Source organism: Hymenobacter nivis (assembly GCF_006439025.1).
GTDB classification, from domain to species: domain Bacteria; phylum Bacteroidota; class Bacteroidia; order Cytophagales; family Hymenobacteraceae; genus Hymenobacter; species Hymenobacter nivis_A.
Map to the genome: position 1 here is coordinate 99,954 of NZ_RCYZ01000004.1, position 21,791 is coordinate 121,744.

Annotated in this window: 23 protein-coding genes; 11 read left to right on the forward strand and 12 right to left on the reverse strand. The window is 63.9% G+C overall.

What is annotated here, in order from left to right:
- Window positions 1-59: 59 nt before the first annotated feature.
- The 4 genes from EAH73_RS10715 to EAH73_RS10730 all read left to right on the forward strand — a co-directional run bounded on the left by EAH73_RS10715 (window position 60) and on the right by EAH73_RS10730 (window position 3,833).
- Window positions 60-716 (forward strand): 7-carboxy-7-deazaguanine synthase QueE, encoded by a 657-nt coding sequence (locus EAH73_RS10715; protein ID WP_140466499.1) that lies wholly within the window; start codon window positions 60-62, stop codon window positions 714-716.
- A gap of 79 nt (window positions 717-795) precedes the next feature.
- Window positions 796-2,721, forward strand: a complete 1,926-nt coding sequence (locus EAH73_RS10720; protein ID WP_140466500.1) for an OmpA family protein — start codon at window positions 796-798, stop codon at window positions 2,719-2,721.
- Between the two features lie 471 nt (window positions 2,722-3,192).
- Window positions 3,193-3,573, forward strand: a complete 381-nt coding sequence (locus EAH73_RS10725) for a hypothetical protein (protein WP_140466501.1) — start codon at window positions 3,193-3,195, stop codon at window positions 3,571-3,573.
- A gap of 71 nt (window positions 3,574-3,644) precedes the next feature.
- Entirely contained in the window at window positions 3,645-3,833 is a 189-nt protein-coding gene (locus tag EAH73_RS10730; protein WP_140466502.1) for a DUF4177 domain-containing protein, read from the forward strand.
- A gap of 85 nt (window positions 3,834-3,918) precedes the next feature.
- Here EAH73_RS10730 and EAH73_RS10735 read toward each other — a convergent pair whose 3' ends face one another.
- From EAH73_RS10735 to EAH73_RS10755, 5 genes are all read right to left on the reverse strand, one after another.
- Window positions 3,919-5,211, reverse strand: coding sequence for a citrate synthase (locus EAH73_RS10735; RefSeq protein ID WP_140466503.1), 1,293 nt, complete (start codon window positions 5,209-5,211; stop codon window positions 3,919-3,921).
- Window positions 5,212-5,369: 158 nt separating this feature from the next.
- Window positions 5,370-6,767 (reverse strand): tRNA uridine-5-carboxymethylaminomethyl(34) synthesis GTPase MnmE, encoded by a 1,398-nt coding sequence (gene mnmE / locus EAH73_RS10740; protein ID WP_140466504.1) that lies wholly within the window; start codon window positions 6,765-6,767, stop codon window positions 5,370-5,372.
- A gap of 277 nt (window positions 6,768-7,044) precedes the next feature.
- Window positions 7,045-7,701, reverse strand: a complete 657-nt coding sequence (locus tag EAH73_RS10745) for a metal-dependent transcriptional regulator (protein WP_140466505.1) — start codon at window positions 7,699-7,701, stop codon at window positions 7,045-7,047.
- A gap of 95 nt (window positions 7,702-7,796) precedes the next feature.
- Window positions 7,797-8,798, reverse strand: a complete 1,002-nt coding sequence (locus tag EAH73_RS10750; protein WP_240047225.1) for a 3-oxoacyl-ACP synthase III family protein — start codon at window positions 8,796-8,798, stop codon at window positions 7,797-7,799.
- Between the two features lie 93 nt (window positions 8,799-8,891).
- The gene (locus EAH73_RS10755; protein ID WP_140466507.1) at window positions 8,892-10,061 is read right to left on the reverse strand and encodes a glycosyltransferase; all 1,170 of its coding nucleotides are present in this window, start codon (window positions 10,059-10,061) and stop codon (window positions 8,892-8,894) included.
- 87 nt (window positions 10,062-10,148) lie between these two features.
- Here EAH73_RS10755 and EAH73_RS10760 point away from each other — a divergent pair, with 87 nt between their 5' ends.
- Genes EAH73_RS10760 through EAH73_RS10770 form a run of 3 tightly spaced genes read left to right on the forward strand, consistent with a single transcriptional unit; the run spans window position 10,149 to window position 12,068 of the window.
- A complete protein-coding gene (locus tag EAH73_RS10760; RefSeq protein WP_140466508.1) occupies window positions 10,149-10,985 on the forward strand; it encodes a 2,3,4,5-tetrahydropyridine-2,6-dicarboxylate N-succinyltransferase in 837 nt (278 codons plus the stop codon).
- A gap of 22 nt (window positions 10,986-11,007) precedes the next feature.
- A complete protein-coding gene (locus EAH73_RS10765; protein WP_140466509.1) occupies window positions 11,008-11,322 on the forward strand; it encodes a hypothetical protein in 315 nt (104 codons plus the stop codon).
- Window positions 11,319-12,068: a DUF2931 family protein gene (locus EAH73_RS10770; RefSeq protein WP_140466510.1), complete on the forward strand. Its 750-nt coding sequence runs from the start codon at window positions 11,319-11,321 to the stop codon at window positions 12,066-12,068. The genes EAH73_RS10765 and EAH73_RS10770 overlap by 4 nt, the downstream gene beginning before the upstream one ends.
- 51 nt (window positions 12,069-12,119) lie before the next feature.
- Here EAH73_RS10770 and msrA read toward each other — a convergent pair whose 3' ends face one another.
- Together msrA and EAH73_RS10780 are read right to left on the reverse strand one after the other, a co-directional pair.
- The gene (msrA, locus tag EAH73_RS10775) at window positions 12,120-12,662 is read right to left on the reverse strand and encodes a peptide-methionine (S)-S-oxide reductase MsrA (protein WP_140466511.1); all 543 of its coding nucleotides are present in this window, start codon (window positions 12,660-12,662) and stop codon (window positions 12,120-12,122) included.
- Between the two features lie 120 nt (window positions 12,663-12,782).
- Complete coding sequence (locus EAH73_RS10780) at window positions 12,783-13,673, reverse strand: 3-hydroxyacyl-CoA dehydrogenase family protein (protein WP_140466512.1); 891 nt, start codon at window positions 13,671-13,673, stop codon at window positions 12,783-12,785.
- Window positions 13,674-13,853: 180 nt separating this feature from the next.
- On the opposite strand from EAH73_RS10780, the gene EAH73_RS10785 reads away from it, so the two are divergent.
- On the forward strand, window positions 13,854-14,024 hold the full coding sequence (locus EAH73_RS10785) for a lmo0937 family membrane protein (protein WP_140466513.1): 171 nt from the start codon (window positions 13,854-13,856) through the stop codon (window positions 14,022-14,024).
- Between the two features lie 81 nt (window positions 14,025-14,105).
- On the opposite strand, the gene EAH73_RS10790 is transcribed toward EAH73_RS10785, so the two are convergent.
- Window positions 14,106-14,933 (reverse strand): hypothetical protein, encoded by an 828-nt coding sequence (locus EAH73_RS10790; RefSeq protein WP_140466514.1) that lies wholly within the window; start codon window positions 14,931-14,933, stop codon window positions 14,106-14,108.
- Window positions 14,934-15,029: 96 nt separating this feature from the next.
- Window positions 15,030-16,652, reverse strand: a complete 1,623-nt coding sequence (locus tag EAH73_RS10795; protein ID WP_140466515.1) for an ABC-F family ATP-binding cassette domain-containing protein — start codon at window positions 16,650-16,652, stop codon at window positions 15,030-15,032.
- Between the two features lie 255 nt (window positions 16,653-16,907).
- Here EAH73_RS10795 and EAH73_RS10800 point away from each other — a divergent pair, with 255 nt between their 5' ends.
- Complete coding sequence (locus EAH73_RS10800; RefSeq protein ID WP_410503759.1) at window positions 16,908-17,336, forward strand: DUF4199 domain-containing protein; 429 nt, start codon at window positions 16,908-16,910, stop codon at window positions 17,334-17,336.
- Between the two features lie 256 nt (window positions 17,337-17,592).
- Window positions 17,593-17,997 carry a hypothetical protein gene (locus tag EAH73_RS10805; RefSeq protein WP_140466517.1) on the forward strand — a complete coding sequence of 135 codons (405 nt, stop codon included), beginning with the start codon at window positions 17,593-17,595 and terminating at the stop codon, window positions 17,995-17,997.
- 101 nt (window positions 17,998-18,098) lie between these two features.
- Here the strand turns inward: EAH73_RS10805 and EAH73_RS10810 are convergent, their stop codons facing one another.
- Entirely contained in the window at window positions 18,099-18,527 is a 429-nt protein-coding gene (locus tag EAH73_RS10810; RefSeq protein ID WP_140466518.1) for a hypothetical protein, read from the reverse strand.
- A 159-nt stretch (window positions 18,528-18,686) separates the two neighbouring features.
- Between EAH73_RS10810 and EAH73_RS10815 the strand changes: the two genes are divergently transcribed.
- A complete protein-coding gene (locus EAH73_RS10815) occupies window positions 18,687-19,502 on the forward strand; it encodes a M48 family metalloprotease (protein ID WP_140466519.1) in 816 nt (271 codons plus the stop codon).
- A gap of 210 nt (window positions 19,503-19,712) precedes the next feature.
- Here EAH73_RS10815 and EAH73_RS10820 read toward each other — a convergent pair whose 3' ends face one another.
- Both EAH73_RS10820 and EAH73_RS10825 read right to left on the reverse strand, forming a co-directional pair.
- On the reverse strand, window positions 19,713-20,345 hold the full coding sequence (locus EAH73_RS10820; protein ID WP_140466520.1) for an LON peptidase substrate-binding domain-containing protein: 633 nt from the start codon (window positions 20,343-20,345) through the stop codon (window positions 19,713-19,715).
- 108 nt (window positions 20,346-20,453) lie between these two features.
- A complete protein-coding gene (locus tag EAH73_RS10825; protein WP_140466521.1) occupies window positions 20,454-21,683 on the reverse strand; it encodes a Glu/Leu/Phe/Val dehydrogenase dimerization domain-containing protein in 1,230 nt (409 codons plus the stop codon).
- Window positions 21,684-21,791 lie beyond the last annotated feature (108 nt).

Below are 21,791 nucleotides of genomic sequence, written 5' to 3' on the forward strand. Positions count from 1 at the left end.
CGGAACCCCCGGTTGCGCCTCGGGCGTTGACGCAAGTCGCGCCCGTTTTTTATTTGCTTATGTCTGCTGTTACCGATTTGCTTGCCGCTTTGCCTATCCTTCACCAACCCACCACCGGGGCCCTGCTACCGGTGATGGAGCAGTTTTATACTATTCAAGGTGAAGGCTTTAACACCGGGCGGGCGGCCTATTTCATTCGCCTCGGCGGGTGCGATGTGGGCTGCGTGTGGTGCGACGTGAAGGAGTCGTGGGACGCCGACGCGCACCCGCGCCAGGCCGTGGGGGCCCTGGTGGCCGCCGCCGCCGCGTTTCCGGGCCGCAACGTGGTCATCACCGGCGGCGAGCCGCTGATGCACGACTGCGCGCCCCTTACCGGGGCCCTGCAAGCAGCCGGCTTCCAGACCTGGATTGAAACCTCCGGGGCCCACCCGCTCAGCGGCAGCTGGGACTGGATCTGCGTGTCGCCCAAGAAGTTCAAGGCCCCGCGGCCCGATGTGCTGGCCCACGCCGACGAGCTGAAAATCATCGTTTTCAATGACAGCGACTTTGCCTGGGCCGAGGAGCACGCCGCCCTGGTGCCCGCTACCACGCGCCTCTACCTCCAGCCCGAATGGAGCCGCGCCGCCCGCATGACGCCCGCCCTCATCGATTATGTTAAGGCCCACCCGCGCTGGCAAGTATCGTTGCAAACGCATAAATACCTCGACATTCCGTAGCTTTCGGGCTATGCGAGGATTGGGTACTTTACGGCGTAAAACCCGCCGCTGCGCGTTGCGCGGCGGGTTGGTTTTGGCAATGGCCCTGGGCGGGGCCCTAGCCGCACAGGCTCAAGGCATTGCGCCTCCGGTCATTACCAATACCAAGGCCCGCGGCCTCTACGAAAAGGCCCAGGCCCAGGCCAAAGACCGCGAGTTTGGCAAGGCCCTGGAAACGCTGGGCACCCTCACCCAGAAGTTTCCGTCGTTGGGCGAAGGCTGGCTGCTGAAGGGCTCGCTGCTCAAGGCCCAGGGCGACCCCCGCGGGGCCCTGGCGGCCTACCGCGAGGGCCTGGCCAAGGTGCCGCCCGATGCCGCCCGCGCTTCGCAGTACCTGTTGCTGGGCGACTTGGCCCTGCAATACGGCGACTACGCTACCGCCGGCGTGGCCTACCGCCAACTGCTGAAGGTGGGCCCCAAGGTGGCCCGCCACCGCGCCGTAGCCGAGCGCGGCCTGCGCACCTGCGAGTTTGCCGAAGCCGCCATCAAGCACCCCGTGGGGCCCGCCCCCGCGCCCCTGGGGCCCCCGCTGAACGGTTTCAAGTTCCAATACTTCCCGACGCTGACGGCCGACAACCGCTTTTTACTCTTCACGGGTCGGCCAATGGTGAGCAGCGGCGAGGACCTGTTTGTGAGCCGCCGGGCGGCCGACGGCACGTTTAGTGCGCCGGTGAGCATTGCGCCGGCCATCAACTCCAGCTACAACGAGGGCGCGGGCACGATTTCGGGCGACGGCAAAACGCTGGTGTTTGCCTCCTGCGACCGGCCCAAGAGCGTGGGCAACTGCGACTTGTACATTTCGCGCCGCACCGGCAACACCTGGAGCCCGCCCCTGAACCTGGGCACCGCCGTGAACTCGCCGGAGTGGGACTCGCAGCCTTCGCTCTCGGCCGACGGGCGCATGCTCTACTTTACCTCCACCCGCCGCGGCGGCCTGGGGCAGGAAGACCTCTACGTGACCACCTTGCAGCCCGACGGTACCTGGGCCCCCGCCAAAAACCTGGGGGCCCCTGTGAATACCCCCGGCAAGGACATGGCCCCCTTTATCCACGCCAGCGGCACGACGCTCTACTACGTCACCGACGGGCTGGTGGGCATGGGCGGGCTCGACGTGTTCCGCAGCGAGGCCGCCGCCGCTGGCACCTGGGGGCCCCCAGCCAACCTGGGCTACCCGCTCAACACGTTCGAGGACGAGGCCTCGCTGTTCGTGTCGTCTGACAACCAGCGCGGCTTCTATTCGCGCACGCAGATGGGCGACGAGCAGCCTGGCCCAACCAAGGGCCTGCCGCCCGAGCGGGGCGTGCAGCTGTTCGGGTTCGACGTGCCGGCCGAGGCCAAAGCGCGGGAAACCAGCACCTACGCCCAGGGCCGGGTGTTCGACGCCACCACCAAGAGGCCGATGCGGGCCGACGTGAAAATCTACGACGTAGATACCGACGCCCTGACGCAGTTCGTAACCTCCGACCCCGAAACCGGCGAATACACCGCCGTGCTCAACGAGGGCCACCGCTACGCTATGTACGCCGCCGCCGACAAGTACCTGCTCAAAAGCTTGAGCTTCGACTACGCCGGCAAGCAGCAGTTCGACCCGTTCACGCTCGACATTTACCTCGACCCCGTGCGCGCCGGCCGCAGCGTGGTGCTGAATAACTTGTTCTTCGATACCAATAAGTACCAGCTGGAGCCCCGCTCGCGCACCGAGCTCAACCGCCTCATCGAGTTCATGCGCCAGTACCAGGACGTGCAAATTGAAGTGTCGGGCCACACCGACAACGTGGGCACCGACGCGGCCAACCTCCAGCTCTCCGAGCGCCGGGCGCAGGCCGTGGTGGCCTACCTCACGGCCCACGGCGTGCAAGCTGCCCGCCTGCGGGCCAAGGGCTACGGTGCCGCCCGTGCGCTGGGCCCCAACGACACCGACGCCAGTCGCCGCCTCAACCGCCGCATCGAACTGCGCATCCTCTAGCTGAATGGCCCCGGCATGGGTAGAATTTCGTCCTTTTGGGCAGCGCGTGTCCGGGCCGCTGAGCTGCGTGGGCACCGCTGGGGCCCCTAGGGCAGCACCCGCAGGGGCCCCAGCGGTGCCCTCGCGCCTTGGGCTTGCTGGCGTTCCGCCTTAACCATTGCTGGTTTTTACTTAAAGCAAGGCTTTAAGAAGGTAAAAATACTTTGGCACTTCGCAAAGAAAGGTTTGTCGGTATAAAAAGCTGTTTAAAAATGCTGCCGTAAACGCCGTATTTTTTATTTTGAAATAATTAATTAATAATCAGATATTTATAATTAATTTATGTAACAGCTAGGTGAGAAGTGGGGCAGAAATTCGTTGCCTTGGCCGGATGAAAAATAGGATTACGTTTGGAGAACCCAAGCCGCTGGTTTTGCTGGTTGGCAAGGGGCATCAACCGAAAATTCTTCATCACCTTTTTCTTTCCCTATCATGTACAACTTTTTTGCTACGTTCTGCCTGGTGGCCGGCCTAGGGGCCCAACCCGTCGCCGCGGCCCCGGCTGGCTCCGATGATCCGGCTGCGTACTCGGCCGCCACCGTGGCGCGGGCCAACGGCCTGACCCGGGCCCTGGCCGGCCGCGTGCCCCTCGACGAAGCTCAGTACATCCGCATCCGGGCCCTGCACCTGCGCATGCTGGCCGAACGCCAGGCCCTGACCATCAGCCTGAGCGGGGCCGACCCCGCCGCCCGCGACCAGGCCCTGGCCGCCGCCCAGCAGCGTTACGAAAATGCCCTGGCCGGCATCTTGCGCCCCGCCCAGGCCCTGGCCTACCATAACCTGCGTAGCAGCTTCACGGCGCACCAACTGTAATGCGGGGGCCCCGGCGGCGATGCAGTTGTTGCAACCAGCCACTCAGCCGCAGCACAACGCTGTTTTAACCCATGAAAAAATTTGAATACCGCCTACTGGAAGTCAACAGAAGTTTCTTCAGTGGCATTGATTCCCCGGAGTTGACAGAACACCTGAACGTGCTCGGGTCGCAGGGCTGGGAGGTGGTATCGACCGTTGCCCTGACTTCGGGTGGCAGCACTGCTAGCTTGCTCATCACCCTCAAGCGCGAAATTGCCTGAGTGGGTCCCTGGGGCCCCAAAAAAGCCGTAGCCGGCTTGCCCTGGGGCAAGCCGGCTACGGCTTTTTGCAAGCGCAATGCGCAGGCTAGGCGCGCTCGCCGATGGCGGTGTAGTCGCGCTCCAGCTCGCCCACGTAAATCTGGCGGGGGCGGCCGATGGGCTCTTTGTTCTCGCGCAGCTCTTTCCACTGGGCAATCCAGCCGGGGAGGCGGCCCACGGCGAACATCACCGTGAACATTTCGGTGGGGATGCCGAGAGCTTTGTAGATGATGCCCGAGTAAAAGTCTACGTTCGGGTACAGCTTGCGGTCCACGAAGTACTGGTCGGTGAGGGCGGCTTGCTCCAGCTCCTGCGCGATTTTTAACAGCGGGCTGTTCTGCATGCCCAGGGCTTGCAGCACCTCGTCGGCGGCCTTTTTGATAATTTTGGCGCGCGGGTCGAAGTTTTTGTACACCCGGTGGCCGAAGCCCATCAGGCGGAACGAATCCTCTTTGTCCTTGGCCTTGTTAATGAACTTGCTGGTGTCGCCGCCGTCTTTCTCAATGGCCTCCAGCATCTCAATCACTTCCTGGTTGGCGCCGCCGTGCAGGGGGCCCCACAGGGCGTTGATGCCCGCCGACACCGAGCCGTAGAGGCTGGCGTTGGCCGAGCCCACGAGGCGCACGGTGCTGGTTGAGCAGTTCTGCTCGTGGTCGGCGTGCAGGATGAGCAGCTTGTTCAACGCGCTCACCACCACCGGGTTGACTTCGTACTTCTCCGTGGGGAAGCTGAACATCATGTACAGGAAGTTGGCGGTGTAGTCGAGGTCGTTGCGGGGGTACACGTAGGGGTGGCCCACCGAATTCTTGTAGCTCCAGGCGGCAATGGTCGGCAGCTTGGCGATGAGGCGCACGATGTTGAGGTTAAGCTCCTCTTTGCTCAGCTCGGGCGAGATGCTCTTGGGGTAAAACGCGGTGAGCGAGCACACGATGGACGCCAGAATGCCCATGGGGTGGGCCGACGACGGGAAGCCGTCGAGGATCTTGCGAATGTCTTCGTGTACTAGCGAGTGCTGGGTAATCTCGTGGCGAAAGGCATCGAACTCGGCCTGCGTCGGCAACGAGCCATAAATCAGCAAGTAAGCAACTTCCAGGAAGCTGGCTTTTTCGGCCAACTGCTCGATGGGGTAGCCCCGGTAGCGCAGAATGCCTTCCTCGCCGTCGAGAAACGTGATGGCGCTTTTGGTGGCCCCGGTGTTCTTGTAGCCAGGGTCGTAGGTGACGTAGCCGGTCTGGTCGCGCAGCTTGCCAATGTCAAAAGCCTTTTCGTGCTCGGTGCCCTCGATGATGGGGAGGGAGATGGATTTACCGTCGAGGGTGAGTTCAGCAGATTCTGCCATGTGCGGTGAGGAAGGAGTAAGGGGTGGGTAACAGGCGCGAAGCTACGGCCTGCGCAGCAAGCCGACCGCTTTTTGCGCCATTGTAGTAATACAAAAATTGCCGCGGCATGGTTTCGGCCGGGCGGGGGCGGGGAGCAGCGGACCGGCCCCCGGGGCCCCTATTTGCCGATGCAGAACTGGGTGAAAATGCTGGTCAGCAAATCGTCGGACGAGATTTCGCCCGTTATTTCGCCCAGGGCCCCCAGGGCGTGGCGCAGGTCGGCGGCCAGCAGCTCGGTGCCCTGGCCGGCGTCGAGGCCGGCGCGCACGGCGGCCAGGTGCCCGGCGGCCACGGCCAGGGCCCGGGCGTGGCGCACGTTTGTGACGATGGTGGCCCCGGCGTGGCCCGCCAGGCCGGCCCCGCGCACGCGGGCCAGCAACGCGGTTTGCAGGGCCTCCAGGCCCTGGCCGCGGGCGGCGGCCAGCCGCACGGCGGCGGTGCCGTCCACCACAAAATCGTCAAAACCAGCGAGCTGCCCGGCGGTGCTCAAGTCCAGCTTGTTGCCCACAGCCAGCACGGGCAGGGCGGGGTGAGCGGCCGTGAGGGCCCCCACTTCGGCTTGCACCTGGGCGGGCGTCAGCTCCGTGAGGTCGAAAAGGTAGAGGAGCAGGGCGGCTTGGCCGATGCGCTGGCGGGTGCGCTGCACGCCGATGGCCTCCACCTCGTCGGCGGGGTCGTCGCGCAGGCCGGCCGTGTCCACGAACCGGAACCGCAGGCCGTCGAGGCTCACTTCGTCCTCGATGAAGTCGCGGGTGGTGCCCGGAATGGCCGACACAATGGCCCGCTCCTCGCGCAGCAACGCGTTGAGCAGCGTGGACTTGCCTGCATTGGGCCGCCCGGCAATGACCACGGTGATGCCGTTTTTGATGACGTTGCCCAGCTCGAACGAGCGCAGCAGCGCCGCTACCCGGTCGGCCACCTCGCCAAGCAGGGCCCGCAGGCCGGTGCGGTCGGCAAATTCCACGTCCTCCTCGCCAAAGTCCAGCTCCAGCTCCAGCAGCGAGGCAAACGTGACGAGCCGCCCCCGCAGCGTGCGCAGCTCCTGCGAGAAGCCACCGCGCAACTGGTTGAGCGCCACCTGGTGGCTCAGCGCCGAGTCGGCGGCGATGAGGTCGGCCACGGCCTCGGCCTGGGCCAGGTCGAGGGCCCCGTGCAGGAAGGCGCGCTTGGTGAACTCGCCGGCTTCGGCCAGGCGGGCCCCGCGGCGCAGCAGCAGCGCTAGCAACTGGCGCACCACGTAGTCGGAGCCGTGGGTGCTGATTTCCACCGCGTCTTCGCGCGTAAACGAGCGCGGGGCCCGGTACAGCGCCACCACCACTTCGTCGATCAGGGCCCCGCCGTCGGGGTCGCGGATGGTGCCGTAGTGCAGGGTGTGGCCGGGCTGGTCGGCTAGGTTGCGCTTGGAAAACACGCCCGCCACGAGGCCGATTGCATCGGGCCCCGCCACGCGCACGATGGCCAGGGCCCCCACGCCGGGCGGCGTGGCCAAAGCCACGATGGTGTCGGAAAATATCACAGATTATGCAGATTTTAAGGTGATTTCGCAGATTGCAGGGGTTGGCCTGGGGCCTTGGGCGGGGCAGGCGGCCGGCTTTTCGCTGGCTCTCCGCTAATCGCGGGATTGTCTGCTACTCGTTTGATGGCGGAGAGACTTGACTGGAAACAACAGCAATTCAATGATTAGTAGGCGGACGGCAAAAAGGCGCCCGACCGCCCACCCCAGGGCCCCTAACCGCCCGCGCTAGCCAACCCCAACAATCTGCGAAATCCTTAAAATCTGCATAATCTGCGATCTAGGCGGTTACGAACAGGTTGCGGCTCACTTCGGCCGAGACGAGGGTGGTCCGCTCCCGGTTCACGCGCAGCTCCAGCGAGTGGTCGAAGGCCACCTTGTCGAGCACTTCCACCAGGGCCCCCAGCTGGAGGCCCACCTTGTCGAGGTACTGCAAAAAGGGCCCCGACGTGTTTTTGACCGCCGTGAGGGTGCCGCGCTCGCCGGCCTCCAGGTCGGCCAGCAGGCGGTGGGCGGGGCGGCGCATGGCTCCGTCCTCGGCCGGAATGGGGTCGCCGTGGGGGTCGAGGGCGGGGTGGCCCAGGAAGGCATCGAGCCGCCGCATGAGCAGCGGCGACTGCACGTGCTCCAGCTCCTCGGCCACCTCGTGCACCTCGTCCCAATTAAAGCCCAACTGCTGCACCAAAAACACCTCCCACAGCCGGTGCCGCCGGATGGTGAGCAGCGCCAGCCGCCGCCCCTCCTCGGTGAGCTGCACGCCGCGGTACTTCTCGTAGTCCAGCAAGCCCTTGTCGGCCAGGCGGCGCAGCATGTCCGTTACCGAGGCCGGGCGCGTGGCCAGGGCCCCCGCAATGCGGTTGGTGCTCACGCCCACCGCCGGCTCCTCCTCCGAGAGCTTGCAGATGGCCTTGAGGTAGTTTTCTTCGGTGATGGTCATTCTTTTTAGCTGTTAGCCTTTAGCGGATAGCTGTTAGCTTTTGGGAAAATGAGAAATGCTAACAGCTAATAGCCATTAGCTAACAGCCAAAAAAATTACCACTTAATCAGCGCCGAGGCCCAGGTGAAGCCCGAGCCGAAGGCGGCCAGGCACACAAGGTCACCGCGCTTAATTTTGCCTTGCTCCACGGCCTCGCTTAGGGCCAGCGGGATGCTGGCGGCGGTGGTGTTGCCGTAGCGTTGGATGTTGCTGAACACCTTCTCGTCGGGCAGGCCCATTTTCTGCTGCACATACTGCGTGATGCGCAAATTGGCCTGGTGGGGGATGAGCATGTCGATGTCAGTGGGCTGGTAGCCGTTGGTGTCCAGCGCCTCCTTGATGACTTGGGGGAAGCGTACCACGGCGTGCTTGAACACGTTCTGGCCGTTCATATAAGGGTAGAGGTCGGCGGCGTTGGCCACCACGTGGCCCACCCGGTCCTCCTTGTTCGAGGTGGGCTCCTTCACAATCAGCTCCTCGGCAAACTCGCCCTGCGAATACAGGTGGGTGCTGAGGATGCCGTGGCCCTCGCGGGTGCTGGGCCGCAGCACCACGGCCCCGGCGCCGTCGCCGAAAATGACGGCCACGCCGCGGCCGTTCGGCGTCTTGTCAAGGCCCGAAGAATGAATTTCCGAGCCCACCACCAGCACCGTGTCGTACATACCGGTGCGCACAAACTGGTCGGCTACCGAGAGGCCGTAGATGAAGCCCGAGCACTGGTTGCGCACGTCGAGGGCCGGGCAGTTGTTGGTCATGCCCAGCTCGCGCTGGAGCAGCACGCCCGAGCCGGGGAAGAAGTAATCGGGCGAGAGCGTGGCGAATACGATGAGCTGCACGTCGTCCGGCTGGAGGCCGGCCGCGTCCAGGGCGCGGCGGGCGGCGCGGGCCCCCATGTTGGCCGTGGTGTCGGTGCCCTCTTCAAACCAGCGCCGCTCCTGGATGCCGGTGCGCTCCTGAATCCAGATGTCCGAGGTGTTGAGCAGGGGCTCCAGTTCGGCATTTTTCACCACCCGGCTGGGCACGTAGTGGCCGACGCCGGCAATTTCGGATTGACGCAAAGTAGCCATCGCAAGGAAAGGGAAAAGGGTGGGATTGAGGAAGGAAACGTACGGGGCCGGCCCGCCAAAAGGGCCGCAAAGTTGGCAGTTTCTTCAGGATAAATTCAGCAGGGACCATAATTTTTTGGCCTCGCTGGCCCACAGCGCGCTGGCCGGGGGCCCCTGCGGGTAGAAGGCCGGGCCCGCCGCCAGGGCCCCCAGCACGGTGGCCGCCGCCCCGGCCGGATCGGTGAAATCGACGACCAGGCCCGCGCCGTGGGCCCGCACGGCCGCTACCCACAGGGGGTTGGGCGGCACCAGCAGCGGCAGGCCGTGGGCCAGGTACTCAAACAGCTTGGTGGGCTGGCAGCGTTCCGAGCTGGGGTGGGGGCGGTAGGCCAGCAGGCCCAGGTGCGCCCGCTTGATGGCCGCCACCACGGCCACGTGGGGCACTGGCCAGGCCCCGCCCTCCAGGGCTAGCCACTCGCGGTGCGCGGCGGCGGTTTCGGTAAGCCACTGCAATAAAGCCGGTTGCTGGCAAAAGCCGATAACGGTGAGGTGGGCCCCACCGGGCCGGGCCGCGTGCAGGGCCCCCGCCAGGGCCACGGCCTCGCGCACGCCGCTCAGCTCCGAGAGGGTGCCCGAGAACAGCAGCCGCAGCTGTGCCTGGGGCCCCGGCAGCGGCCGGGCGGCGCGGGGCAGCGCCTCGCCGGGGGCGGGTTGGTACTTGTTTTCGAGCACCGCCACGCGGCCCGGGGCCCTATTCAAAAAGGGCAGCTCGTCGGCGTAGCTGGCTTCGGCCAGCACGAGGCCGGCGGCGCGGCCGGCGGCCAGCGTTTCCACGCGGCGCAGGGCCCCGGCCAGCACGCGGCCCACCCAGGGCCCGTACACGCGCTGGGTGCGGATGTTGAGCGCGAAGTTTTCCTGGATGTCGTAAATAAAGCGCCGCCGGGGCCCCAGGGCCTGCCACAGCAGCGTGAGCGGCAGCAGCTCCGGGGCGTGCACGATTACCACGTCGGGCCGCACGCGCCGCAGCAAGCGCCAGTAGCGCCACTGGGCCCCCAAGCGGCCCAGCCCCAGCCGCGAGCCCTGGAAAATGGCGTGGGTGTGCAGCCGCCCACCGGCGGCACCGGTCCCGGGGCCCCAGCCGCCTTGAGTGCCCTGGCCCGCCACGTGCACCTGCACGCCGGGCCGCTCCAGCAAGGTGGCAGCAAACTTGCCGGTCATCCGCGGCTCATCGATGGGCTTGAGGACGGAGGCGAGCAGAACGGTGAGCGGCGGCATGGCAAGCAAGGCAGGAAGGAAGCGCCGGCCCGCGGCCGCGGCGGCCAAAGATGCTAGTTTTGCCCCAGATTCACTTTTTCCGTTTTTATGTCATTCGATTCCGCCGCCGCGCACGCCACCATCGAAGCCGCCTGGGCCGACCGCGCCCTGCTCCAAACCGCCGACACCAAAGCCGCCGTTGAGGCCATCATCGAAGAGCTCGACAAAGGCCGCCTGCGCGTGGCCACCCCGCCCGCCGAAGACGGCGGCGAGTGGACCATCAACGAGTGGGTGAAGAAGGCCGTCATCCTCTACTTCCCCCTGCGCCAGATGAGCACCCAAGAAGTGGGCCCCTTCGAGTACCACGACAAAATGCAGCTCAAAACCGACTACGCCGGCCAGCAGGTGCGTGTGGTGCCGCCCGCCGTGGCCCGCTATGGCGCTTTCCTGGCCCCCGGCGTTATCCTCATGCCCAGCTACACCAACATCGGCGCCTACGTGGGCGAGGGCACCATGGTGGACACCTGGGCCACCGTGGGCAGCTGCGCCCAAGTGGGCAAGGGCGTGCACCTGAGCGGTGGCGTGGGCCTGGGCGGCGTGCTCGAGCCCGTGCAGGCAGCCCCCGTCATCATCGAGGATGGCGCCTTCATCGGCTCGCGCAGCATCCTGGTCGAAGGCTGCCGCATCGGCAAAGAAGCCGTGATTGGCGCCGGCGTCACCATCACCGGCAGCACCAAAATCATCGACGTGACGGGCCCCGAGCCCAAGGAGTACCGCGGCTACGTGCCGCCCCGCTCGGTCGTCATCCCCGGCTCCATCCCCAAGCAATTTCCCGCCGGCGAGTACCAAGTGCCCTGCGCCCTCATCATCGGCCAGCGCAAGCCCAGCACGGACTTAAAAACGAGCTTGAACGACGCGCTGCGCGATTTCGGCGTGAGCGTTTAATTCGTTCAGCAACGCCTCAGCTATGCTCCCCAACGATCAGGCCCGATACAATCTGAAGTGGAGCTGGCTGCTTTTGCTGCTCAACGGGGGGTTGGCGGTGGTGTTCACCTGGAACGGCTTCAGCGACGATTATTTCCAGTTTTCAGTGGACGACTGGTGGCTAGTTCCGCTAGTGCCCGGCGTGCTGGCGCTACTGGCCTGGGCAGCGGCCCGCTCGCTGCCCGGAGCCGAGCCCGGGCGAATTTCCCTGTACATAGCCGCAGGAATGGGCCTGGTTCTGACGCTGGTGGTAACCTTCGTATCCTTCTACGCCAGCCATTTTATGCGGGGGAAATGATAAAGCCGCCGCGTTTCCTGCGCGATTTTACGTGGGTCAATAAGTTGCTGCTGGCCTTGGCGGCAATACAAGTGGCGCTCATGGTAGCACCGGTGCTCCGGTACCAGCGCTGGGCGCGCCAGTACTGGAGCACCGACGCGGCTGGTGCCACCGACGGGGTGTTTGATCTGCTGGATGGAAATTTCACTTCCTCCGGCGGCGACTACACCCCGTTGGCTACCGGCCTGGTCCGGGCCGAAGCTGATTCCATTGACAGCGCGGGGCCCGCTTTCCCTTACCAACTCACCGAGCACGAGGATGCGCTGCGCCCCGTGCCGCGCCGGCTGGCCGTGGCGTGGTTTTCGGCGCGCGAGCGCCGGTTCTACCGGGGCGCGTTTACGTTGCCCCGGGCCCGCATCGACAGCCTGTTTGCAAAGTACAAGGACCGGACGGATACCACTGGCTGGCACTTTTACCGCCAGCCCCGCGACTACGACGCCCTGCCCGCCGAAACCGAGCCCGGCTTGGTGTTGTCCGTGCAACTCAGCCACGGCGGCAAGCTCAGCGTGGCGGTGCTGGAGGCCTCCCCCAAGCAATACGCCCGGCCCGTTGTGTTGGCCCGCTTCCAAGCAGCGGCCTACCAGCCCGCGTGGGGCCAGTGGCGCTACGCCCCCTACGGCGCCAAGAACACGCAGCAATACGTGGACAGCCTCGTCAGCCACCTCGACAGCACACAACGGATGCTGTCACGTCGTCCCCTGCCATAAAAAAAGCCCGCTGTTCAGCAGGCTTTTTTTATTCAAAACTTGAGGCGGCCATTACGCCACGCCTTCTTTCAGCTTCTCGCCGAACAGGGCTTTCACCTTGTCTACTTTGGGCTTGGCTACGAACTGGCAGTAGGGCTCGTGGCCGTGCAGGTTGAAGTAGTTCTGGTGGTAGTTTTCGGCGGGGTAGAAGGCGGGAGCGGGCAGGATCTCCGTCACGATGGGGTTCGGGAAGGCGTGGCCGTCGTTGAGCTTCTTTTTGTACTCCTCGGCGAGTTGCTTTTGCGCGTCGTTGTGGTAGTACACACCCGAGCGGTACTGGGTGCCGGTATCGTTGCCCTGGCGGTTAAGGGTCGTCGGGTCGTGGGTTTTCCAGAAGATTTCGAGCAGCTCCTTGTAGCTGATGACGGCCGGGTCGAAGGCGATGTCAATCACCTCGTTGTGGCCGGTCAGGCCGCTGCACACTTCTTTGTAGGTGGGGTTGGCAATGCGGCCCCCGGCGTAGCCAGACACCACTTTTTCCACGCCCTTCAGGTTTTGGAAAACGGCCTCGACGCACCAGAAGCAGCCGGCGCCAAATAATGCATGTTCAGTCACGGGATGGGTGTTTTAGCAAGTTAAGAGAACGGCCCCAGCCGCAGCCAGGAACCGCTCTCTTAACGCGCAAAACCCGTCCGTGGTTCAGTCAACCACCACCCGCGGCCGGGGCCCCCGCGGCTACTTGCCGGCAAACGTGGGGGCCACCACCAGCTCCTTCGAGCCGGCGGTGTACTGGTAAAAGCCTTCGCCCGACTTGGCGCCGAGGCGGCCGGCCTGCACCATGTTCACCAGCAGCGGGCAGGGCGCGTACTTGGGGTTGCCCAGGCCCTCGTGCAGCACCCGCAGAATGGCCAGGCACACGTCGAGCCCGATAAAATCGGCCAGCTGCAGGGGCCCCATGGGGTGGGCCATGCCCAGCTTCATCACCGTGTCGATTTCCTCGACGCCGGCCACGCCCTCGAACAGGCTGATGATGGCCTCGTTGATCATCGGCATGAGGATGCGGTTGGCCACGAAGCCGGGGTAGTCGTTCACCGCGGTGGGCGTTTTGCCGAGCTGGCGCGACAGGTCCATAATACGCGCCGTGGTCTCGTCGGAGGTGGCGTAGCCGCGGATCACTTCCACGAGCTTCATCACCGGCACGGGGTTCATGAAGTGCATGCCAATCACCTGGGCCGGGCGCCGGGTGGCGGCCGCGATTTTGGTGATGGAGATGGACGACGTGTTGCTGGCCAGCAGGGCCCCGGCGGGCGCGTGCTGGTCGAGCTCGCGGAAAATCTGGAGCTTGAGGTCCACGTTTTCCGTAGCGGCTTCCACCACCAGTTCGGCGTCGGCCACGCCTTCGGCAATGGTCGTGAAGGAGCGAATGCGGCCCAGGGTGGCGGTTTTGTCGGCCTCGGCCAGGGCCCCTTTGGCTACCTGGCGGTCGAGGTTTTTGGCGATGGTGCCCAGGGCCCGGTCCAGGGCCGGCTGGCTGACGTCGACGAGCGCCACGGCAAAGCCGTGCTGCGCGAATACGTGGGCAATGCCGTTGCCCATGGTGCCGGAGCCGATGACGGCGATGTTCATAAGAAAGGGAAGAAAATGGGAGGGAAGCCACAAAGCTACGTTTCGCCTCCTTGGCCCAGCCCGATGGCGGCCCCACAATCTGACCCTCTAAAATGTTTTGAAAACTTCATATCCTTTTAAAAACATCCGCCGTACAAGGCCCACAATACTTCTTTTCACCTTTCCCACCTTCACACCATCATGGGTAACCTACTGTACATCATCGCCGTCATCTGCATCATCATCTGGGCCCTCGGCTTTTTCGGCGTAATGGGCACCGGCATTCAGAGCAACGGCCTCATCCACATCCTGCTCGTGCTGGCCGTGGTCGCCATCCTGTTCCGCATCATCAGCGGCCGCAACCCGGTATAACGGGGGCAAAAGACTTAACTGGAAATCACAAAAAAGCCCTTCGGCCACGGCCGAAGGGCTTTTTTGTGCGCGCCCGGGGCCCTATTTCCCGATGTTGAACAGGAAGTTGAACCGGATGACCGGGTTGGAATAAATGCTGCTGTAGTTATCCTGGAAGTTGTAGAGAATCACAATGTCGGCCGCCGCGCGGTTGCTGATCTGCGAGCGGTAGCCCACGCCGGCCAGCGGCGTTTGCACCGTGCGCGACACCGTGCGGCCGGTGAGGTTGCCGTTCTGGTCCTGCTCCAGCAGCTGGGCGCGGGTGGTTTCGTACTCGGCGTGCACAAAAAACTGGTCGATGACGCGCACCTGCCCGAATACCTTCACCCCGATGTTGTTGGTGCTGATGTGGGTGGTGGGGCCCCCGCCGTAGTAGTTGCCGAAGCCGTAGTTGTTGTAGGCGTAGCTCAGGCCGGGGCCCACCGAAATGCGGTCGGTGAGGCGGATGCCCAGCGCCGGCGAGAGGCTGCCGCTGAACTGGCTGATGCCACCGTACGAGCTGTAGCCCAGCCCAAAGCCGCTGTAGATGAAGAAGCGGGTGTACTGCTCGGCGTGCTGCTGGGCGGCTTTGCGGGCTTGCTCACGCCCAGGCAGCTCCAGGCCCGAGGGGCTGCTGGAGCTGGGCTCGATGGTGACGGGCGGCTGCGCCGGGGGCTGGTACTGGGGCTGCGCGGCGGGCTGCGTACCGGGGGCGGTATAAATCGGAATCTCGGGGGCCGTAGTGGGCGTCGTCTCGGCCGGGCGGGCCGGGGCGGGCGCCGTGGGGGCGGGCAGTACCACCGGCGGGGCCCCCAGCACGGGGCGTTCCTGGGCGTGGGCGCGCCCAATGGTGAGCCCGAGCGCGAGCAGCGCAAGCAGCGAGTATTTCATGAGGGGAACGTGAGAAGTAAAGCGCAGAAAATCGTTGGCTGCCAGGGCCCTAAACGGCGGGTGGGCGCGTTTCGTGCCCACCCGCCGCGGCAAAGATTAAGCCAGGTGGTACATCTTCTGGCGCTGGGTTTTCAGCGTTTCGTCGGCCAGGTACTCCTCGTAGTTCATGCGTCGGTCGATGATGCCGTCGGGCGTGAGCTCGATGATGCGGTTGGCCACGGTGTCGATGAACTGCAAGTCGTGCGAGGCGAAGAGCATGGCGCCGGGGTAGTCGCGCAGGGCATTGTTCAGGGCCTGGATGCTCTCCAGGTCCAAGTGGTTCGTCGGGTCGTCGAGCACCAGCACGTTGCCACTTTCTAGCATCATCTTGCTCAACATGCAGCGCACTTTTTCGCCGCCGCTCAGCACGTTGCTCTTCTTCTGCGATTCCTCGCCCGAAAACAGCATCCGGCCCAGCCAGCCGCGCACAAAGCTCTCGTCCTTCTCAATGGAGTACTGCCGCAGCCAGTCCACCAGGTTCATTTCGCCCGACTGGAAGAAGCTATTGTTCTCTTTGGGGAAGTAGCTGGGCGTGATGGTGGTGCCCCACTTGTAGTCGCCAGTAGCCGGCGTGGCTTCGCCAAATAGAATATCGAAGAGGAGGGAGGCAGCGCGGTCGTCGCGGCCCACAATGGCCACCTTATCGCCCTTGTCGAGCGAGAAGCTCACGTTCTTGAACACATTCTTGCCGTCCACCTTGGCGCTCAGGTTGTCGGCCGTCAGCAGCTGGTTGCCGGGCTCGCGCTCCGATTTGAAGGCGATGTACGGGTAGCGGCGCGACGAGGGCTTAATCTCTTCTAAGGTAAGCTTTTGCAGCAGTTTCTGGCGGCTGGTGGCCTGCTTGCTCTTCGAGGCGTTGGCCGAGAAGCGGCGCACAAACTCCTCGAGCTCTTTGCGCTTGTCCTCGGTTTTCTTGTTCACGTCCTGGCGCTGGCGCAGGGCCAGCTGGCTGCTCTCGTACCAAAACGAGTAGTTGCCGGGGTACATGGTAATCTTCGAGAAGTCTAGGTCGGCCATGTAGTTGCACACGGCGTCGAGGAAGTGGCGGTCGTGGCTCACCACAATCACCGTGTTCTGGAAGCTGTCGAGGAAATTTTCCAGCCACAGCACACTCTCGGTGTCCAGGTTGTTGGTCGGCTCGTCGAGCAATAGCACGTCGGGGTTACCAAACAGGGCCTGGGCGAGCAGCACGCGCACCTTTTCGCTCGCGCCGAGGTCCGACATCAGCGAGTAGTGCTTGTCTTCGGTAATGCCCAGGCCGCTGAGCAGCTCGGCGGCCTCGTAGTCGGCGTTCCAGCCCTCCAGGTCGGCAAATTCGCCTTCGAGCTCGGCGGCCCGCTCACCGTCGGCGTCCGAAAAGTCGGCCTTGGCGTACAGCGCGTCCTTCTCGCTCATCACCGCGTACAGGCGCTGGTGGCCCTGGATTACGGTGTGCAGCACCTGCTGGTCGTCGTAGGCAAACTGGTTCTGCTTGAGCACCGCCAGACGCTGGCCGGCGGGCATTTCCACCGCCCCAGTGTTGGGTTCCAGCTCGCCCGAAAGGATTTTGAGGAACGTGGACTTGCCCGCGCCGTTGGCCCCGATGAGGCCGTAGCAGTTGCCGGGCAGGAATTTAACGGTAACGTCTTCGAACAGCACGCGCTTGCCGTAGCGCAGGCTCACGTTGGAGGTTGAAATCATGAAAGCAGGAAATATAGAATGACAGACGGACGGGGCAACTAGGGCCCCGGGGCCCAAATTTACGCACGGCGGCCCGGCCCGAAACCGCGGCGCGTGGCCCCGTCCATCAACCGCTCCGCTGCCTAAATGGTGCCCACTAGGCCGGGGGGCCAACTTCCGGCCCCAAAAGACAGTATAGCTAGGTACTTTCCCTCACCTTACCTGTCCTTCTCTATGGCCACGGCCCCTTCAACCACCCCAAAAAGTACTTTCAGCATGGGCATATTCACCGGGGTCGTGCTCGTTGCGTATACCACCATAGCGGCCCTGCTCGGGTTTTTTGACCGCATAGAAGCGGGCGGCCTCGACCTGCTGATGCTGGTGGGCGGCACCACGCTGGCCATTGCCCGCCGCTCCAAAGACACCAACGGCCAGTTAAGCTACTTCGACGGGTTCGGCACGGGCATCGTCACGTCGCTGGTGGCGTCTGTGGTGCTGGGCCTGGGTTTCATTGTCCTCACCGTGGTGGTGCCCCACGCCATGGACCTGACCCGCGTGCGCGACATTTTCGGCTTCGATTTGTCGGTAGTGCTGGCGTTTCTGGCCATTATCCTGATGGGCGGCATGACGGGCATGATCACCTCCCTCATCGCCATGCAGTACTTCAAGAAAGACGCGCCCGACCCGATGAAAAGCGAGGATTAACGGCACGTTCGCGTTGCACTTTTCAGTGATTTAGAGCCAGTTCTGTACGGAACTGGTTTTTTTTTGTATTATTGAATAAATTTGTAAGAAACACGAAATAAATGGAACGCAAAAGGGGGCGCTGACCGTATTGCAGCCAGTTGGCTTGCCCCCGGGGGCCCCAAGCAGGCGTTGTACTTTTAATAATCCGAATATTTATTTTTCTTTTCCTACGAGGCTCCGCTACTCTTTCGCACTTTTCTCTAAAAATTACCTTATGAAAGCCAAAATCTCCGTGCTGTTTGTGTTATTCGCCCTGGCCTACATGCCGGCGCACGCCCAGTTCGTTGACCGCACTTCCATCGAGCGCGCCGTACCGAATATTTCCGTGTTCAACACCGAAGCTGCCACCCTCACCCGGCAGATGGCCAATACCCTGCACCTCAACGAAGGCCAATACACGAAGCTGTTTGCCGTAAACCGCACCCGCGTGGCCCAGCTCGGCGAAATCAACACCTACTTTAAGCCCAACGAGCCCGGCCGCGCCACGCGGTTGTCGGAGCTCGAAGCCCAATACGACCAGGAATGCAGCCGCATCCTTTCGCCCTCGCAGCTTGCCCAGCTGCACCAAGAGAAAGGGACCCCCACCGTGCCTACCGACACGGGTAACGGCCGCGGCTAAGCCGCTGGCAACAAACGAAAAAGGGGCCCGCTGAGCAATCAGCGGGCCCCTTTTTCGTACGCCGGGGCCCCCGGGTGGGGCCTGGGGCCTGGGGCCGCTGGCTACTGGCCCACCTTGGCGGTGGGGTCGACCAGGATTTCGGTGACGGTGCCCAGCGGGCCGAAGTGCAGGCGCAGGCACGGGGCCGCCGAGCGGTGGTGGCCGGGCTCGCACTGGGGCCCCGGCACGAGGTAGTAGATGTACACCTTCTCGGTGCCCTCGCGCAGCTCTTCCTCGTCGGGCTGGCCGAGCAGGGCGTTGATGTCGTCGGCTCGGGTGAGGTACAGCTTCTCACGCGCCTTGAGCAGGGTGGGCAGCTGGGCCAGCCGGTTGCCCTGGCAGCCGTAGCTGTCGGCGCGCCAGGCGGCGGGGGCGAAGCCCGGCAGCGGGGGCAGGGCGTGGCCGCAGCCGGCCAGGGCCAGCCCGGCGGCCAGGGGCCCCACCCGGCGGGCAAGGCGGCAAAAAACGGAAACCGGCGGCGAAGGGCGCATGGCGGGGAAATGCAAAAAAAACTGCTGCAAAGGTGGCCCCGCCGCCGCGAACCCGCGGCAGCATCGCCGGGGCCCTATATAACCCCGGGGCCGGATGCGCGTTAAAAGCCCCGTCGGCAGGATTTGCCGCCGGTTTGCTCACCCTTTTTTTGCTCGGCCATGCGCCTCAACTTACGCTTCATCATTGGCCTTATCGTGGCGGCCGTCACGCTGCTGGGCTATTATTTCAACACTTCGAAAAACGAGGTAACCGGCGAAACCCAGCACGTGGGCGGCATGACGCCCGACCAGGAAATTGCCCTGGGCCTGCAGGCCGCCCCCAGCATGGAGCAGCAGTACGGCGGCGAAAGCACCAACGCCCAGGCCGTGCAGGCCGTGCAGCAAGTCGGCCAGCGCCTCATCAGCCAAACCAAGGCTGGCCAGTCGCCCTACAAGTTCCAGTTCCACCTGCTGGCCGACGACCAGACCATCAACGCCTTTGCGCTGCCGGGCGGCCAGGTGTTCATCACCCAGGGCCTGTTGAAAAACCTGACCTCGGAAGGCCAACTGGCCGGCGTGCTAGCGCACGAAGTGGGGCACGTCATTGCCCGCCACTCGGCCCAGCAAGTAGCCAAATCCAACCTCACCCAGGGCCTGGCCGGAGCCGCCACCATCGCCAGTTACGACCCCCAAAACCCCGGCCGCTCAGTGGCCAGCGCCGCCGTAGCCGCCGCCATCGTGAAGGTAGTGGGCCTGAACTTCAGCCGCGAAGACGAGCTGCAAGCCGACGACCTGGCCGTGCAGCTCACCCCCAAAGCCGGTTACGACCCGCGCGCCATGATCAAGGTGATGCAGATGCTCGACAGCAAGGGCGGCAGCGGCGGCCAGCCCGAGTTCCTCAGCACCCACCCCAACCCCAGCAACCGCATTGGCCGCTTGCAGCAGGAAATCAGCCAAGAATTTCCGCAGGGCGTACCGGCGGGATTGAAGCAATAACCTAGGCTATATGTTAAGTGGATTTAACGGATAAGAAAGGACTCCTTGGGGGCCCCATCTCTGCTGGATTATTTGCTGTAAATGAGTGACTACAAGAAGCCATAGAACTAAAAAAGGCGACCCCTACAGGTCGCCTTTTTTAGTTCTATGAATTAAGAATAGGGCCCCGAGGAGTCAATTCTTATTCGTCGAATCCACTTAATCTGCGGCCTAGAAATTAGGCGGAATCAATTCCTTGAAGTGCCCATTCAGGCGCACGCGCTCCTTAAGGCGCTCGGTTTCCAGCACCACAGGCAGCGTGTGGTCGAGGTGCTCGCGCACCAGGTGCTGGCGTTCCAGCTCGCTGGTGGTGGCCAGAAGCTGGTATTCCTGCTCGGTGCTGAAGCCTACGTGGTGGGCAATGTCGAAGATGCGGTAGTCGGGGGCCAGCTCCAAAAGCAACTTTTTGAGGCCCAAAGCTTCGTAGAGTTGGCGGACCTGGGCGGTGATGATTTGGCGCAGCAGCGGGTCGGATTCCTCGTCCTGCACAACTTCCTCGATTTGGCCGCCGGCGTAGAGCTTGCCCGGGGCCTGCCGCTCAAATTTGCGCAACCGAAACACGCCCACCGCCCGGGTGCGGATGTCAAGTTCGCCGTTGGCGTACGATTTCTCTACGCTCACCAGGCGCATTTCCGTGCCCAGTTCGCTGAGTTGGTTGTCGAGGAATGGCGGGATGCCGAACGAAATGTCTTCTTCCAAGCAGTCGCGCACCAGCTGGCGGTAGCGGGGCTCGAAGATGTGCAGGTTCAGTTTTTCGCCCGGGAAGACGACCAGGTTGAGTGGGAAGAGCGGAATGGTGCGCATAAAACGAAAGTAAGCCAGGGCTGCCGGGGCGGTTCCCAATGATACGCCAGCCCGGCGACAACGCCGTACTGCCCTGCTTTGTTCGGCCCCTGCAGGGGCCCCGGGGCCCTACACGAGTTGCCGCAACGCCATCTCGAACGAGCGTTGGGCCAACCCAGTGGGCGCGTCGTTCTGCCGGTGGGTACGGGCCAGCGCCGCTTCAATAATGCGCGACACGTCCTGAAAAATGGCTTGGTCGGTGATTTCGGCGCCGGTTTCCATCAGGTAGGCAAACACGCGGGCCATGCCGCAGTTGGCGATGAAATCGGGGATGACGGCGCAGTGCGCGTCGGCCCACTCGCCGGTGGGCCCGAAGAAAATGGCCGGGTCGGCAAACGGCACATTGGCCCCGCACGAAATTACCTCTAGGCCACTGGCCACCAGTGCTTCTACCTGTGGCTGGGTAACGAGCCGCGAGGCGGCGGCGGGCACAAAGATTTCGGCCCCAGCCGTCCATATTTGCCGGTTCACCTCTTCAAACGAGAGCAAATCGGGCGCGTGCAGCGCGTTGCCGTCGCGGCCCAGAAACAGGGCCCTCACTTCTTCCAGCGGCAAGCCCGCGGGCCGCAGCAGGCCCCCGGCCCGGTCGATGATGCCCACAATTAGGGCCCCCTGGCTGGCCAGGTAGTAGGCCGCCGCGGCGCCCACGTTGCCCCACCCCTGGATGATGACGCGCTTGCCGGCCACCGCCGTGCCGGGCCACAGGGCGTAGTAGTGGCGCACGGCCTCGGCCACGCCGTAGCCGGTGATGAGGTCGGCCACGGTGTACTTGCGGGCTAGGCTGGGCGAGTAGGCCGCATCTTCGAGCACCTTGACGACGCCCTGGCGGAGCTGGCCGAGCTTCTGAATTTTCTGGGGCTCGGTGGCGCGGTAGTGGCCGTTCACCACGCCCTCCTGCGGGTGCCAGAGGCCGTAGTCTTCGGTGAGGGGAATGACCTCGTGGATCTCGTCCACGTTCAGGTCGCCGCCGGTGCCGTAGTAGGCTTTCAGCAAGGGAATTACGGCCTTGTACCAGCGCTCCAGCACGCCGCGCTTGCGGGGGTCCTGCGGGTCGAAGTTGATACCCGACTTGGCCCCGCCGATGGCGGGCCCCGACACGGTGAACTTGATTTCCATCGTCTTGGCCAAGCTCTCTACCTCGCGCTGGTCCAGGCCTTTGCGCATGCGGGTGCCGCCGCCGGCCGCCCCGCCCCGGAGCGAATTAATCACCACCCAGCCCTCGGCTTCGGTTTCGGGGTCTTGCCATTCAAAAACGATTTCGGGGCGCTTCTGCTCGAATTGAGCCAGTAATTCTTTCATGTAAAAAGGGTAATTCAACCGGGCCAGCCCGGGGTGTAGCGTGGACTCTGCGAGTCCGCGCGTGGGGTCCCATTGGGCGGTAATCGTTTGAAGCGCGGACTCGCAGAG